Origin of the sequence: Blautia sp. HCP3S3_D9 (assembly GCF_052063845.1) — a bacterium.
In the GTDB taxonomy this organism is placed as follows: domain Bacteria; phylum Bacillota; class Clostridia; order Lachnospirales; family Lachnospiraceae; genus Blautia_A.
Genome location: NZ_JBQHWS010000092.1, coordinates 1 through 14,707, shown reverse-complemented (window position 1 = coordinate 14,707; position 14,707 = coordinate 1). Strand labels below are relative to the sequence as shown.

Sequence of the window (14,707 nt, the reverse complement as noted above, 5' to 3'; positions counted from 1 at the left end):
TCAGAATTGTTTTCAGTGTTTCCGCAACTTTAAATTCACTGTAGAAAAGAACCTTGATATCCTCTGTCAGCGGATTGCTGATCTGCTCATTTCTGCGGATTCTTGCGACTGCAAAAGAAATATGGTCAGCAAGTGGAAAAAGAATCCCTCTGTCTATGGAATCTCCAAACACTTTCTGTGACTCTGCCAGAATTGCATCTGCAATCTCCAGATACTCCGGCTCTATTCCCTTTACCAGTTCCTTCGCAGATCCACGCTCTGTCTCCTGTTCCAGACGATATGTAGTGCATCCCTCCGGCTTATCAAAACGCTGGCTGACCTTTTTTCCAAAGCCAACACCCTTGCCAAGAATCACATACTCCTTATTTTCATCCATATCAATGGCTATAACACCATTATTATTTAATACCTTGCTAACTCTGTACATCTCTGTCGTAATCCCCTCTATAAAAATTTATTGCCATTATAATAATTTTCCCTTTGGTCATAAAACATGTTTAAAAATGCTTTACGCAAAATAATACTACAGATTGTGACGCACATCTTGCGAAAAGCATTTTTCAAACACGCTCTAGTAAATAATGCATTTAAGACAGTTCAGCAGAATACGAAAGACAAGGAAAATATCTGCGGGCGTGCTGACGCACAACAAAGATATCTGACGCAGGATTTCATACTCTGATGGGCTGGATTAAGATGCATTATTTACCAGGACTGCTATAGTTTACCATATTTTGAATAAGAATCCTACCCGTCACACAAATTTGTTACATTTTTGATTTCCAGATCCCCCCTGCAAAAAGGTCATCCTTTTCAATTCACGTGCGTAAAAAAACAGTCAGATAATCAAGATGTCATCTCTTTTGATCATCCAACTGTTTTTTGATAACAATATTATTCCAGTGTCTCCACCGCAAACAACGGTTCACCGGCCTTGATCTCACCGTTTGCCAGAAGTCTGATCCTCTGGTTGTCTTCCGGTTCAGTATCAAGGATAGGGGAAGTGATAGACGGAGCATTAGCAGTTAAGAACTTCAAATCCAGTTTCATCATCGGATCACCAGAGGTTGCTGCAGCTGCACCGGCTGTCTTTCCGGCTTCTTTTCTTGCATTTACATCAGCTTTTGTATATAGCTTTGTCTCTGTATCATCATCTTCACGTCCAGGAGTCTTGAAATTAAATTTCCTGATCATAAATGTAAAGATTACATAATACAGGATAAAGTAAATAATACCAACCGGAATGATCCTCAGCCAGCTTGTTTTTGCATTTCCCTGCAGGATACCAAAGAGGAACAGGTCAAGGAAACCTCCTGAGAAAGTAAGTCCTACTGCAATATTCAGCATATGTGCGATCATATAAGCCGCACCTGCCAGGATCACCTGAACTACGAACAATGCCGGAGCTACAAACAGGAATGAGAATTCCAGCGGTTCAGTGATACCAGTAAACATACATGCCAGCGCTGCGGAAAGAAGAAGTCCGCCTGCCGCTTTTTTCTTCTGAGGTTTTGCACAGCGATACATAGCCAGCGCTGCTCCCGGAAGACCAAAAATCATAAAGATAAACTCACCAGAGAAATATCTGGTTGCATCCGCACTGAAATGTGCTATATTTGCAGAATCAGCAAGCTGCGCAAAGAAGATATTCTGTCCGCCCTGCACCACCTGTCCTGCAACTTCCATAGTTCCGCCCACTGCGGTCTGCCAGAATGGCATATAAAATACATGATGCAGCCCAAAGGGGATCAGTGCTCGTTTAATAATACCAAAAATCAGAGTTCCCAGATATCCACTGCCTGTTACCAGACCGCCCAGAGCATAAATACCGTTCTGAACTGCCGGCCATACAAAATACATCAGGATTCCCACAAACATATATACGATTGTGGAAATGATCGGTATAAATCTTGAGCCGCCAAAGAATGACAGCGCATTCGGAAGCACAATTTTGTGGAAACGGTTATGAAGTGCCGCAACACCAAGACCTACGATAATACCGCCGAATACACCCATCTGCAGAGACTGGATCCCGCATACAGAAGTAATGGTTCCCTCCAGTACATCTGCTGCTATCTGACCGTCTGCTGTGATTTCATTGTTGATAAGAAGCATGGCACTGACAGCCACATTCATAACGAAATATGCAATCAGCGCAGAAAGAGCAGCAACCTCTTTCTCTTTCTTTGCCATACCAATGGCAACACCAACAGCAAAGATCAGCGGCAGATTGTCAAATACAGCACTTCCAACCTTGTTCATAATGATCAGAAGAGAATTAAGTAATGTTCCACTTCCCAGGATCTTCTGCAATCCATAGGTAGATTTCTTGTCTCTGTTATAGCAGGCGTAGTTAGCTACTACATATGCAAATGGCTGGACAGCAGACGATAGACAGCAACAGTCTAAACGGAATAGCTCACCGTAACGAGCAAGAAAGCCCCCAGAGCTAGCACTCTGAGGGCTTTTGTTTTGCTTCAAGGAATCTCACCACATTCCTTAGCTACTGTTAGTATATGCGCAATGTGCCAAAAAGTCAACTCAAAAATAATGGGTGAAAAAGCCGCAGGCTGGATGGGGTTACTGTTCACTGGTAATATCCCGCGAGGTGTTTTTTGTGAGCGAAGGTCACAGAAAACCCGAGACATACTGCGCGAATTTATGCGATTAGCATAAATTCTGTGCATCGCGAAGCGTGTTGCTGAGAACGGAGTGAACAGTAACGACATACTCGAATGTGCAATTCATCCCCTCACCTATAGAGGTGAGGGAATTCTTGCTACGGTTGTTAAATTTATCTTTAAGTTTGTGCTTAATTCTTTTCACCGGTCCACTCTCTGATTGTTTTTTCTTTTTCTCCAACAATTCTTGCTATTTTATCTATCGAATCTCCTTCTTGCCAGAGCGAAATAGCTATAGCTTTTGCTTTTTTCTTTTCGCCAATCGCCTCATAGGTTTTCTGTAACTTCTGTTCTTCTTCCTCTTTGTCATATTCGAATATACTCATCGCAATAACCTCCGCGCGGTTGGCTCTGAGAAAATCTTCAAGGATTCCTTTCTGAATGCATTCATCCACAGCATTCTGTACAGCAACATCCAGACTCATAGCCTCCGCATTTTTACGTACTATCTCTACATACTGCGCATATTCTCCCAGAATCCTGCACTGCTCCATCAATTCTTCATTATGCCCATCATTAATATTTATAGTAACTACCTTTAACTCCAGATCAGGTTCACCTTGCTGGTTTTTATACGCCTCTGACAAACAATTCGTCCACCTGTCCAGCATTTTCCGTCTTCCATTGTAAAACACTATAAAATGCGGTGCTGGTATTTTCAGCAATACCGATGAATACAGCGATTCTTTATCCACTAATTTCTGATATTCACTGGATATATAAAGTAAATCCCTCAGCGGCATATTCGGATTATACGTTGACTGGTGTTCATACAGGAAAAGATTCGTATCAATAATAAACGCCAGATCATTCTTCATTCCCATATATATCGCACTTTCCAGTGTAACAATCTCCAGTTCCGTTTCATCTGTGTACGCGGTCCCATTGATTGCATTATATAAAGACAACAAATTCTTTCTGTCCGAAAACAGTTTCCGGAACACTGTATCTTTATAAGTACGGTTTACAGTGACTTTTTTGCTTTCTTTTTCTGCCATAAACAATACCTCCTGTTTTCGCAGGAGTAACAAGAACGTATTGGTCTTTTCTATATTGTCCAGATCTCCTGCTTTTTAATTTAATTGGAATTTAAAAGCATGGATTTCTGAAATGATTTTAGAAAATAAGATGGCAAAATGCCTTGAAATTTTAAGAGAAATATGCTTTGTAGTTATAGTAACATAGAGTCTTACTTGCTTCAAGATATTTTTTGTATAATTTACAGATAAAATTTCCAATCAGGTTATGAGTAATATCACTCCAGTAACTTTCCCTCTCTGTAAGACCACTCAAGGTAATCCGGATTTTGATAGTATAAATCAGAATTGAAATTCGATATTGCATCACTGATGAAAGAACAAAATATCTTCATCAATTCTTTCACTTCGTCTCCTGATTCTGCACAGTCTTCAATCATAATACTGTAAAGTTTGCCTATATCAAGATAACTTGGAATTGAATAATGACAGTTAGAAATCGTGTCAAAATCCCCCTCTTTTATCCTGTAATAATCAATCACCTCATCACTCACTTGCTCGAAACTAAGGCAATGATTCACTTCCGCATCGTACAAAAGTTTCTCTATTCCCGTTTCACCAAGCGCATTGACAATATCGTAAGTGCCTCAAAACATAGCGTAGTGACTGCCTTTTACATTCTTGATATACTGTAAGAAACCATATATTTAGGAGGCACACTTATGGCAAGACAAAATCAGGAATCAGTCACAACATTCGGAGAGGTTCTGCATTCTTCCAATATTTCTTATTCCCAGAATCGTTCTTCTGCTAATGATAATCGTCTGATGATCTATTTTCAGGGAATGAAAGTTTATATCCCGGACAATTTTCAGCCGGATACGCTGTTAAAACTTCTTCAGACACTTAAAAAGTTATGATGAAGCGTATCGCAGAAGACGCCACTCGGATTTTCCTCGCCTGTGGAGCTACGGATTTTCGCAAGCAGATCCCGGGACTGGTTGCAGCTGTTACACTCAGCTTTAAACTGGATCCTTATAATGGGGACTGTGTCTTCATCTTCTGTAACAGGAAAAGAGATTCTATAAAAGTCCTCCGGTATGATCAGAATGGGTTTATCCTGGCGACCAGGAAACTTCTGGATGATATGAAATTCCAATGGCCCAGAACGCCGGAAGAAGTAAAAGAGATCTCTTTCCAGCAGGTGGAATGGCTCCTTCAGGGACTGGAGATCGAGCAGAAAAAGGCTCATCATCAGGTAAAGATAAACCATGAAAACAGCTGTTTCTGACCTCCGTGATAATGCTGTAAAAAAGGCCTGAAGATCCTTTAAATTCAGCACTTTTTGGAGATACATATACCGTAAAACAGTAGATAAAAACGCCAAAAAATGGTATAATATCTTCATCAAAAACACGGAGAAAAACAGCATGACAGAACATGAAGAATTACTAATGCTGAGGGCTCTTGCGGCAAAACAGGCGCAGGAACTGGAAGCCAGCAGAAGGATCATTGCCGAGCGTGATGAGAAGATCAGAAAACAGAATATCCAGATCGACAACATGATCCAGGCACTTCTTCATGCCCGGAAAAAGTTATTCGGACCATCCACTGAGTAATCCGGCTTCCGTGTCCATGCTGTCCGGCGAAAGGAAACCGTGATTCCGTTTTCTAGGAAACCACCATTCCGGAGGTGGAAACCATTACTATAAATACCTTAGAATGTAATTATGCACCCTTTGGTGTAAATACATTTTAAGGAGGTCAACATCATGACCAAGTATCGAGAGATTCTGAGATTATCAAATCTCGGTCTCAGTCAACAGAACATCGCCGACAGCTGCAGTGTTTCTAAGAAGACGGTTAATCGTGTCCTCAAGAAAGCTAAGGAATTAAACATATCCTGGCCCCTTGATGCAAACGACACCGACGAAGTTCTTGCAGAGAGGTTATTTCCCTCTGCGAGTAAATCAATGGCATCTAACAAGCGTATGCCAGACTTTGCGCATATTCGCAAAGAACTGCTCCGCAATGGAGTCAGCAAAAAGCTCCTGTGGACCGAATACATGGAGGATTGCCGTGCTAATGGCGAAGAACCGCTCATGTATTCCCAATTCTGCTATCACATCCAACAGGACGAGCAGAAGCATCGTGCTACCATGCACATTAATCGTAAACCCGGTGAACAGGTGGAAGTAGACTGGTTATGACATTCTACTCATAACCAATCTTATGAGAAGAGAAAAGTTATGAGAAGAGATGGCGCTAATTCACGATTTTCAATCTATTTCTTCGTATTTTACTTCTCATAACTTTTAAATCAAATATACCTGCTATACTGAATGTACTTGGCAAATGAAAGGAGAAAATTATGAACAGCGCTAAGTACATCGAAATATTTAAAAATGGACAGAAAGAAGGAATCAGGGATGTGACTGTCAAACGAAAACTCCAGACCGTGAGAAAATTCCTAAGTTATCTTGAAGACGCTCAGACAGATGATCTGCTGAACATTGATAGAAAGAATGTTTATGAGTTTGTGAACAGTCTGGATTACAGATCTCAAACCATCAGCGGGGTTCAGTTTACTCTCAGGCAATTCTTTAATATCATGTATGAACAGAGGCTGTCGTCTTTTGATGGATACCAACTGTTTCCAATGATCACTACTGACAAAAGAGATTCTATCCTATCCTACTATTCGCCAGAAGAGATTAAAATTCTGGTCGAAAGTATTGACACTGCAAAAAAATGTGGCATCAGGGACAAATGCATGATCCTTATCGCTGCGGAATGCGGTCTGAGGTCAAGTGATATCATATGGCTGAGATTTGATGAAATCAACTGGGATAAAAAACTCATCAGCAAAACCCAACATAAAACCGGCATCCATGTGAATGTCCCGTTTACGGAACAGGTACAGTTTCTCCTCCTGGACTATCTGAAGAATCACAGGCCTGATGTGAGATCGGAATACATCTTTATAAATACTGTCACTAACTCTGCTTTTACTTCAGCCAAGATACTCACACAGATTGTTTATAAAAATTTTGAGAAAGCAGGTATCGAACGGAGATGCCGGAAACGTGGTGCCCATACATTAAGGCATTCCCTGGCGACTACGATGCTCGCAAATAATACTCCTGTGCCCGTTATTACCGGGGTGTTAGGGCATGCCAGTTGAATATTACGATGCGGCAGAGCCGCCTGTCCGGTCATCTTAGAGCCAGTGCTCCAGTGGCATAGAGCCACTATGATTTTGCTTAATTACTACTTATTTGGCAGGACAGTACTTGTCAAGGCCGAAGCCGCTTTAGCGGTGCATTAACAGCCTTTACAAGTACTGTTCTGACGAATATTATTAATTACCCAAAATCAGAAAATTTAACTGGCTCTTATTTCCCGGAATGGTGGCTCTCAAAGTCCGGACAGGTGGCTCAGAGAGCACCGGAATAATCACCAGTTCCAGGACAACACAGAAATATCTTTCCATTGACGTAGACGGACTCAGGAAAGTATCACTGGAGGTGCCGGAATGAAAGAAATCACAAAGAAGGAATTCACCGGCATATTTAAAGAAGAGTTTGAAAACTTCCTGCGATATAAAAACGCTTTGGGATACTATAAGAAAATAGAGGGAAACCTTCTCTACGACTATCTGGCATTAAACCGGTTCCTTGACAGCTACAAGCTGGAAGAAATTGCCCTTACGGAAGAAATGACATTCGCATATGTGAAAACAGCTGAACATCTTTCACAGTCGACAAGGCATCACCGTGAATGCAATATCAGGCAGTTTGCGAAATTCCTGAAAAGCCAGGGCTATGAAAATATCTATATCCAGTATGACTGTACAGTAAAACCTTAACTTCCTGAAAAAGTAACACTCAAAAAATAGCAGATTGTAAAAAACCTTGAAAAATAGGGATTTTCTGGCAGAAAATCTTGAAAAAACAGGAAATCAGGAGTAAAATATTGAGTAGAAAGTAACACTCAATATTTGAAGGGAGATATGCCATGTATCTGAATTTTGAGGTAGACATTCCGAAGATACCCGGAAAGATAAATTATGTGAAAAAAGGGGGTACAGTATACGTCAGATATGTGCTCGAAAGAGTATATCATCCAGAGAAAAAATATAATGTTCCGGAGCAGAGAATCATTGGAAAAAGATCAGAAAATAACCCGGATAGAATGCTCCCAAATGAAACTTTTGTGAAGTATTTTGGCGGTCAGGAGATGCCGGAACAGAAAGCCGGACAGACAAGAAGCAGTTGTCTGCGTATAGGGACTTTTCTGGTGATTCAAAAGATTCTGAATGAATATAAACTGCCGGAGATTCTGGAAAAATATCTTGGAAAGAAAGAGACGGGGCTGTTTCTGAATCTGGCAGCTTATTCTCTTATCAGTGAAAATAATGCCGCACAGTATTATTCTTCTTATGCTTACAGCCATCCGCTTTTTACAAAGCAGATGCATATATACAGTGATTCAAAGTATCAGATTTTCTTGCAGGACTTACAGATGATCAGAGGATAGGATTTGTAAATGAGTGGAATGAAAACAGGAATCACCGGGAGAAAATATATATATCTTACGATTCGACCAATAAGAACTGTCAGGCCGGGGATCTGAGATTTGTTGAGTTTGGACACCCGAAAGATGACCGTGGACTGCCGGTCTTTAACTATTCCATTGCGTATGATACATACAATAAAGAACCGTTGTTTTATGAGCAGTATCCTGGAAGTATCGTAGATATTTCCCAGCTTCAGTATATGTTAAAAAAAGCAGAAGGATACGGATATAAGAAGGTCGGATTTATCCTGGACAGGGGATATTTTGGAAGGGAAAACATCCGGTATATGGATGAATGCGGGTATGATTTTGTGATCATGGTAAAGGGTATGAGTGAATCTGTCAGACAGGTGATCCTGGAAAACAAAGGAGAATTCGAGAACATTCGTAAATACAATATACGGAAGTACAAGACATTTGGAAAGACAATAAAGAAAAAACTATATATATCAGATGAAAAAGAAAGATATTTTCATATTTATTATTCAGACCAGAAAGCGTGTGCGGAACATGACCAGATAGAGGCAAAAATAGACCGGATGACGAAATATCTTAACGGTTTAAAGGGAGAAAAAGCGACCGTAGGGGATGGATATAAGAAGTATTTTAAACTTGAAATATATGAGGATGATGGGACGGTCATATGCGCAAGGGAGAGGACAGAAGTGATCCAGGAAGAGATCGATCTGTGTGGATATTTTGTGATCGTAACGTCAAGACAGATGACAGCGGAAGAAGCTTTGGAACTGTATAAGAGCAGGGATGTATCAGAAAAACTGTTCAGGGGAGATAAGAGTTATCTTGGGAACAGGAGCCTGCGGGTACAGTCAGATGAGGCTGCAAATGCGAAGATCTTCGTGGAATTTGCAGCGCTGATAGTAAGGAGCAGGATGTATGTCCTGTTGAAAGAAGAAATGGAAAAACTTGACAAAAAGCCGAATTATATGACCGTTCCGGCAGCAATCCGTGAACTGGAAAAGATAGAACTGGTCCGTCAGACAGATGGAAAATATCGTATGGATCATGCAGTAACAGCAATCCAGAAAATAATCTTAAAAGCATTTGATATGGATGCAGACCAGATACAGGACAAAGCTGTAGAATTGAGTAAACTGCTTGAAAAATATGCAGAAGAGGGGAAATAATATATGGCAAGACCAAGAAAAATGATATCTTTAGAAGAGCAGATAAAGAGGCAGGAAGAGACGGTATTAAAAGTAAAGTTACTGCAAAACTGTGGATAAAAAAACAGTAACACAGATATAAGTTAAATTGAGGATAAAACAAGTTTTGTGTTGCAATCAGTTATTCAACATGTTATTCTATAAAATGGAATTATTATCTATTATATGTATACAATGGTGTGCACTCTATTTCATTGCTTATCTCAAGAATTCTTCAATTTAAACTGTATAAAATTCCACTTTTAATATTATATAAAAAGTTTCCGTGATCAGAGTGTACAGCAGGAAAAGCCGAGGTGAAAAATGTCTGAATTTTCTGAAATAATTATTATTTTGCGATTCCGAGATCTGGTAACAAAAGAGAATGATACGATCAAGCAACATCAGGAAATTATTCAGCAACATGGTTCTGTATGGTGGGGATGGTGGAAAAAGGGAACCGAAAAAACTCCCGTACCAGAATTAGCACAGCTGGGAGTATATGCCAAAACGAGTCCTGCTACGATTTATTTGGTAGATTCCGGTCAAAGACTACTGTATCGTGCTAGTTGCATAAATGTTGAATTTATACCCAATAAGAAGATACTCTCACCTGAAACTGACAAAACGCCTGAATATTACCGGGATCAGAGCTATTTTGCATGGTTTCAATTTACTGAAATTGAATCATGTGATGAGACCGAATTAAAAAATTTTTCTTATGTCAATTGCCATGATTGCGATTTGTTTATAGATTCCAATATTAATTATAGCAATTTTAACAACAAAAAAATTCATTCAATTGCTGAACTTATTCAACAAAACCGCACGATATGGTTCATAAGACCTGCAATTGGAACAGATATTGAAAATGAAATTGTACTGTTGAATTCAGAATTTATACAACCAACACATTTCAGTACAAAATATTATCAGTCATCCGGCAATGCATTGCTGTGGTTATCTGATTTACATCTGTCTGACAAAAATAATGGATTCAGAGATGGAACTATTTCTCAAACATTAGCAGATCACATATCTCAATGTATTGCTAAGGCAGAACGAAATCCACTAAAAATAGGTGGGCTCTTAATTTCCGGTGATATAACATTTCAGGCAGAAGAAGAGGGATTTGATTTAGCCAGACAATTTCTGAAGAACTTAAACAATGGACTTTCCACGCCTGTATCCTCAGAAAATATTGTCTTATGTCCTGGAAATCATGATTTTACTCGGGAATCTGCGAACCTGCCTGCCGGTAAAGATCCTGATTATATATACAATAATCCGGGAAATTTTTCTGCATACTCTGAGTTTTATAAATCTATATATAATATAGATCCGAATAAATATTTTGCTCAGGGAAGAAAGTTGTTACTTTCCTCGGGACAACTGCTCGAAATAGTCGCGCTCAACAGCTTAATTCTGCAGCAATATCCCAATTTTGCAGGACACGGCTACATTTCCAATGAGCAGCTTGATTTTGTTGCTAAACAAATGGGATGGGACAATTCAGAAAATCAAACTTCAATTCGAATCGTTATGATGCATCATCACTATCTGCCAACCTGCTATACAGAAGCGGTTGAAGCTACACGCGCAAGCAGTACTGTATATGATGCGGATCGGCTTATGAACTGGCTTGTAAAATACAATGTAAAACTGTTGTTGCATGGACATAAACACAAGTCTTTCATTTCACGGATTGATTACCCCAGACAACCTGAGAGTAATATAACCATTGATAACATGCATCACATTATTGTTTCAGCAATGGGCGGAACAGGAGCGAGTGGAGTACAAAATAAATTTGCTACCATTTGTTTCGAAGGAAATGACGTTGTGATTGATTTCTATAATATTTATAGCAATGAATCTGAAAAAGATCATCTCTGTCAGACAATAAGACTTCCGCTTCGATAAGAAAGGCAAATATATGATCAAACTACTGGTAACTGATTTAGATGATACGCTTTATTCATGGATTGGATTTTTTATTCCTGCATTTTATGAGATGTTGGAGGAGCTATCGATGATTTTGAATGTACCGAAAGACATTTTACTGCATGAATATCAACGTGTACATCAGGAAAAAGGAAGTGTTGAATATCCGTTTTCAACTCTGTTTCTTCCATCTGTTAAGGCGGTATATCCAACAAAAACAAAGGAAGAAATTTTGAGTATTTTGAACCCGGCATTTCATAAATTTAATTCCGTTCGAAAAGAAAAACTGCAGTTATATCCGGGTGTCAGAGAAGTTCTTAAAAAATTGATAGAGATGCAGATTATAATTGTAGGTTACACGGATTCTGCTGAAGAAAATGGTTTTTACAGACTCAAAAAATTAAATATTGATCGTTATTTTAAACATGTGTATGTCGCGGATAGTCAATTTAAACGGCCAAGTAATCTTTCTTCAGAAAAAACACAGATTGTTTCTGGCAAAAAGCCTAATCCAGCCATCCTTCAAAAAATATGTAAACGCGAAGGCATTGCAATTAATGAAACTCTTTATCTTGGAGACAGCCTGACAAAAGATATTTATATGGCAAAGCAGGCCGGTGCGGTTTCTGTTTTATGCAAATATTCCTGTGACGAAAAAATGCAAAAGGAATTATATGCCAAACTGGTTGCTATTTCCCATTGGAAAAAATCTGATTTTGAGAGGGAACAAATGCTAAAAAAACTCTGTCAGGCCGATGGGATTCAGCCAGATTATACGATACAATGCTTTGAGGAAATTCTGAAAATAATCCAGACACTCAATAGTGGAGCAAAAAGCTAAATTCAATGCAAATTGGGGTCAGGCACACGAAATGTGATCAACAGGCTGTAGCCTTTGAATCCCCTGAAAAGTTCAATAGCAAAAATAACCCTTTCCGGTCATTATGATCGAGAGGGTTTCGTGCATCTTTCAGCCTGGACTTAAAGTCATTTGGGGGCAAAAGTTTTATTAAAAGAGCATAGCTTTTACTTTATATAAAAATGATTTCATGTTATCATTATTTTGATTTAACATAATATATAGCAAGAATTCTCCTTCCTCTACAGGTGGGAGATGAATTGAAAAAAAACATGTAAAAAACAGGAAAGAACACTTGTTCTTCGACGCGATTCATGGTATAATAGAAACAGTCGACAAGATAAAAGATAAAAAAAGAACTGTTTTTATGGAAAAAAGAGATTGAGATGGAAAAGGCAGGATTTTTCAAAAAAAATGAAAAAAGGCTGGCAAGGGAACAGCGTAAACTGTCCGTATCCGGACAATAAGTAAGAAAATACGCCCGTGTCCGGGCAAAAAAAATCGCGGGGCACGCGAGGATAGCTTGTAGATACTTGGCTCAGTAGAGTCATTGAGCAAGAAGCCCCCACTTCAAAATCTGGGATTTAAGTGATGGGAGCATGTCACACAGTTACCTAATTCATTTCAAACAAGCATTACAGAAAACAGAATATCCCAGGAGGAAACCAATATGCATCATGATTTAGATATTCACCCAATCCCAGAGAAAGTTCTCTACATTAATGATCTTACAATAGCGGATACAGCGCCTTATTATGAAACAACCAAGCAATATGAGAAAGCACTTACCGGAGAGACGCAGGCTAAAGGTGGGATTCTTCCTGATGACAACGTCAGAATTTATGTTCCGTTGGATCTGAATGCAGATCAGATTTTACACAGGCTTCGTGAGATATACAGAGTTATGGAAAGTCCGGATGATATGAATGAGTCTGATTTCTGGGTAGAGACAAATAAAATTGTTGCTCAACTTGAAATATATGATCAGGTATGGGTGGCAAGGAATTTAAAGGATGCTGTAAGGATAAATGATAATATTCACAGTCCAAAGGGAATACAACTGGCTAAAGAGATTATTGCGATCCTGATGGAGGATGAGGGCTGCGCGGAATCCTTTCCATATAATATTATTGATGAATTGCAGGCAGAATTTGGAATTTAGATACCAGCTGCAGTCAGGAGGTAATAGGCAATTGGGGTCTGTCCCCAATTGTTACAAGATAATATTTTTATTCAGGAGGACATATCTATGAAAAAGACGAAAATTTATTTATATTGTCTATGCATGGCAATAATGATGCTGCTGATGAGCAGTAACGTATACGGAGCTACGCTTAAGTCTGCAACCGTAAGTAAAACCAAAACTTACAGATGGGATTTGACACATGATGGAAAATCTGATTCTGTAAAATTTGTAATTGCAAAAGATAATTACATTATGATTAATAAGCTTCAGATTCATGTAAATGGAAAGAAAGCTTATTCTATTTCTGATCTGTATGTTTACAGGATTCAAATACAATATGTAAAGATATCAAATAGCAAGGAATTTCTTTATGTAGTTGGTAGGGGAGACAGTAATACTCCTTACATAAGAAAAATTTTCCGGTATGATACAGCTTCACAAAAGTTAGTGGAAGCAACAGACCTGTCTCAATATAGCGGAGCTGTAAGGGGGATAAAAAAAGTTTCCGGAAACAGATTAACTATAGCATATGAATGCGGAATAAGTCTTGCAGGCCGCATTAAATGGAATTATATATATGAATATAATTCTGCAAAGAAGAAATTCATACTGAAGAGCAACACTGCAGCGGTAAAGTGCGCTTTTACCTATGACCCGGGTGATGGTTATACTTCTTATTTTAAAAAGAATATGTATAAAACTGCTAAATATATTACAGTATACAGCGATAAACTTTGCACAAAAAATAGATCCGTGATACCTGCCGGAAAATGGATGACTATGAACAATGTATTTGTAAATAGGGCCGGAAAAATGAGTATACAGTTCAAATATGGAAATAAAACAGTATGGATTCCATGTACAACGGGTGCCTATGGAAGCTTTCAAGGTGTAAACAGACGTCTGGCAGGAGGATTTTTTGGATAGTTCAGCAGTGAGATCTGACTCCAATGTTATATATGGAGAAACGTATATGGTAACACTGATCAACAGTACAAAATACTTTGATCCAAAAGATTCTTCCGCAGAACTTGGACAGGAGGCCCTTGATTTGGCAGTATCTTATATCCGTGATTTTCTGGAAGAAATGAAGCAGATAGAACTGTCTTCATGATATATAAAAATCTGAAGGGATACCACTCAGACATTTTTTGATGCCTGAGTGGTATCTTTTCTGTTATAATAAAAAGATAATAATAAGTTCAGGAGTAAGTGCTTCAAAAGAAGGCGTAGTGCTATTTCCTCCACCAATTGATATACTGGGAAAAACCAATATATTTTAAGGAGGACTTATTCTATGGGAAAAACCAACCAGGAAA

The 14,707-nt window shown here is 38.9% G+C and carries 13 protein-coding genes and 4 pseudogenes; 13 read left to right on the top strand and 4 right to left on the bottom strand.

The genetic code is table 11. The features are described 5' to 3' along the window. Positions 1-427: CAT RNA binding domain-containing protein (locus ACTNES_RS14985; RefSeq protein ID WP_441039947.1), on the bottom strand; the 427-nt coding region annotated here is incomplete at its 3' end. A 92-nt stretch (positions 428-519) separates the two neighbouring features. On the opposite strand from ACTNES_RS14985, the pseudogene ACTNES_RS14980 reads away from it, so the two are divergent. Beyond that, positions 520-582, top strand: a pseudogene (locus tag ACTNES_RS14980) (DUF6783 domain-containing protein); the annotation flags it as partial. Positions 583-1,056: 474 nt separating this feature from the next. Here the strand turns inward: ACTNES_RS14980 and ACTNES_RS14975 are convergent. From ACTNES_RS14975 to ACTNES_RS14965, 3 genes and pseudogenes are all read right to left on the bottom strand, one after another. Beyond that, positions 1,057-2,325 (bottom strand): annotated as a pseudogene (locus ACTNES_RS14975) (PTS transporter subunit EIIC); the annotation flags it as partial. A gap of 487 nt (positions 2,326-2,812) precedes the next feature. Continuing rightward, complete coding sequence (locus ACTNES_RS14970) at positions 2,813-3,679, bottom strand: hypothetical protein (RefSeq protein WP_291818223.1); 867 nt, start codon at positions 3,677-3,679, stop codon at positions 2,813-2,815. A gap of 257 nt (positions 3,680-3,936) precedes the next feature. Further along, on the bottom strand, positions 3,937-4,254 hold the full coding sequence (locus ACTNES_RS14965) for a hypothetical protein (RefSeq protein WP_291818227.1): 318 nt from the start codon (positions 4,252-4,254) through the stop codon (positions 3,937-3,939). Positions 4,255-4,380: 126 nt separating this feature from the next. Between ACTNES_RS14965 and ACTNES_RS14960 the strand changes: the two genes are divergently transcribed. The 12 genes and pseudogenes from ACTNES_RS14960 to ACTNES_RS14905 all read left to right on the top strand — a co-directional run bounded on the left by ACTNES_RS14960 (position 4,381) and on the right by ACTNES_RS14905 (position 14,502). Beyond that, positions 4,381-4,578 (top strand): hypothetical protein, encoded by a 198-nt coding sequence (locus ACTNES_RS14960; protein ID WP_256281304.1) that lies wholly within the window; start codon positions 4,381-4,383, stop codon positions 4,576-4,578. Next, positions 4,575-4,949, top strand: a complete 375-nt coding sequence (gene tnpB / locus ACTNES_RS14955; protein ID WP_441039944.1) for an IS66 family insertion sequence element accessory protein TnpB — start codon at positions 4,575-4,577, stop codon at positions 4,947-4,949. The genes ACTNES_RS14960 and tnpB overlap by 4 nt, the downstream gene beginning before the upstream one ends. 139 nt (positions 4,950-5,088) lie before the next feature. Further along, entirely contained in the window at positions 5,089-5,277 is a 189-nt protein-coding gene (locus ACTNES_RS14950; RefSeq protein WP_441039942.1) for a hypothetical protein, read from the top strand. Positions 5,278-5,430: 153 nt separating this feature from the next. Further along, positions 5,431-5,862: pseudogene (locus tag ACTNES_RS14945) on the top strand (IS21 family transposase); the annotation flags it as partial. Between the two features lie 167 nt (positions 5,863-6,029). Next, positions 6,030-6,842, top strand: coding sequence for a tyrosine-type recombinase/integrase (locus tag ACTNES_RS14940; RefSeq protein ID WP_441039940.1), 813 nt, complete (start codon positions 6,030-6,032; stop codon positions 6,840-6,842). Positions 6,843-7,193: 351 nt separating this feature from the next. Beyond that, entirely contained in the window at positions 7,194-7,526 is a 333-nt protein-coding gene (locus tag ACTNES_RS14935) for a hypothetical protein (RefSeq protein ID WP_441039938.1), read from the top strand. 149 nt (positions 7,527-7,675) lie between these two features. After that, positions 7,676-9,381 (top strand): annotated as a pseudogene (locus ACTNES_RS14930) (IS1634 family transposase). Positions 9,382-9,723: 342 nt separating this feature from the next. Then, on the top strand, positions 9,724-11,322 hold the full coding sequence (locus tag ACTNES_RS14925) for a metallophosphoesterase family protein (RefSeq protein ID WP_441039937.1): 1,599 nt from the start codon (positions 9,724-9,726) through the stop codon (positions 11,320-11,322). 13 nt (positions 11,323-11,335) lie between these two features. After that, a complete protein-coding gene (locus ACTNES_RS14920) occupies positions 11,336-12,184 on the top strand; it encodes an HAD family hydrolase (protein ID WP_441039936.1) in 849 nt (282 codons plus the stop codon). 688 nt (positions 12,185-12,872) lie between these two features. Further along, entirely contained in the window at positions 12,873-13,364 is a 492-nt protein-coding gene (locus ACTNES_RS14915) for a hypothetical protein (protein ID WP_441039934.1), read from the top strand. Positions 13,365-13,451: 87 nt separating this feature from the next. Next, complete coding sequence (locus ACTNES_RS14910; protein WP_441039933.1) at positions 13,452-14,315, top strand: hypothetical protein; 864 nt, start codon at positions 13,452-13,454, stop codon at positions 14,313-14,315. Beyond that, positions 14,308-14,502 (top strand): hypothetical protein, encoded by a 195-nt coding sequence (locus ACTNES_RS14905; protein ID WP_441039932.1) that lies wholly within the window; start codon positions 14,308-14,310, stop codon positions 14,500-14,502. Before ACTNES_RS14910 ends, ACTNES_RS14905 begins: the two co-directional genes overlap by 8 nt. The last annotated feature ends 205 nt before the right edge of the window (positions 14,503-14,707 follow it).

Coding starts and splice junctions, on each gene's coding strand:
- tnpB (WP_441039944.1), top strand. CDS start 4,575: ATGATGAAGCGTATCGCAGAAGACGCCACTCGGATTTTCCTCGCCTGT.
- ACTNES_RS14915 (WP_441039934.1), top strand. CDS start 12,873: ATGCATCATGATTTAGATATTCACCCAATCCCAGAGAAAGTTCTCTAC.
- ACTNES_RS14940 (WP_441039940.1), top strand. CDS start 6,030: ATGAACAGCGCTAAGTACATCGAAATATTTAAAAATGGACAGAAAGAA.
- ACTNES_RS14950 (WP_441039942.1), top strand. CDS start 5,089: ATGACAGAACATGAAGAATTACTAATGCTGAGGGCTCTTGCGGCAAAA.
- ACTNES_RS14920 (WP_441039936.1), top strand. CDS start 11,336: ATGATCAAACTACTGGTAACTGATTTAGATGATACGCTTTATTCATGG.
- ACTNES_RS14910 (WP_441039933.1), top strand. CDS start 13,452: ATGAAAAAGACGAAAATTTATTTATATTGTCTATGCATGGCAATAATG.
- ACTNES_RS14970 (WP_291818223.1), bottom strand. CDS start 3,679: ATGGCAGAAAAAGAAAGCAAAAAAGTCACTGTAAACCGTACTTATAAA.
- ACTNES_RS14935 (WP_441039938.1), top strand. CDS start 7,194: ATGAAAGAAATCACAAAGAAGGAATTCACCGGCATATTTAAAGAAGAG.
- ACTNES_RS14925 (WP_441039937.1), top strand. CDS start 9,724: ATGTCTGAATTTTCTGAAATAATTATTATTTTGCGATTCCGAGATCTG.
- ACTNES_RS14960 (WP_256281304.1), top strand. CDS start 4,381: ATGGCAAGACAAAATCAGGAATCAGTCACAACATTCGGAGAGGTTCTG.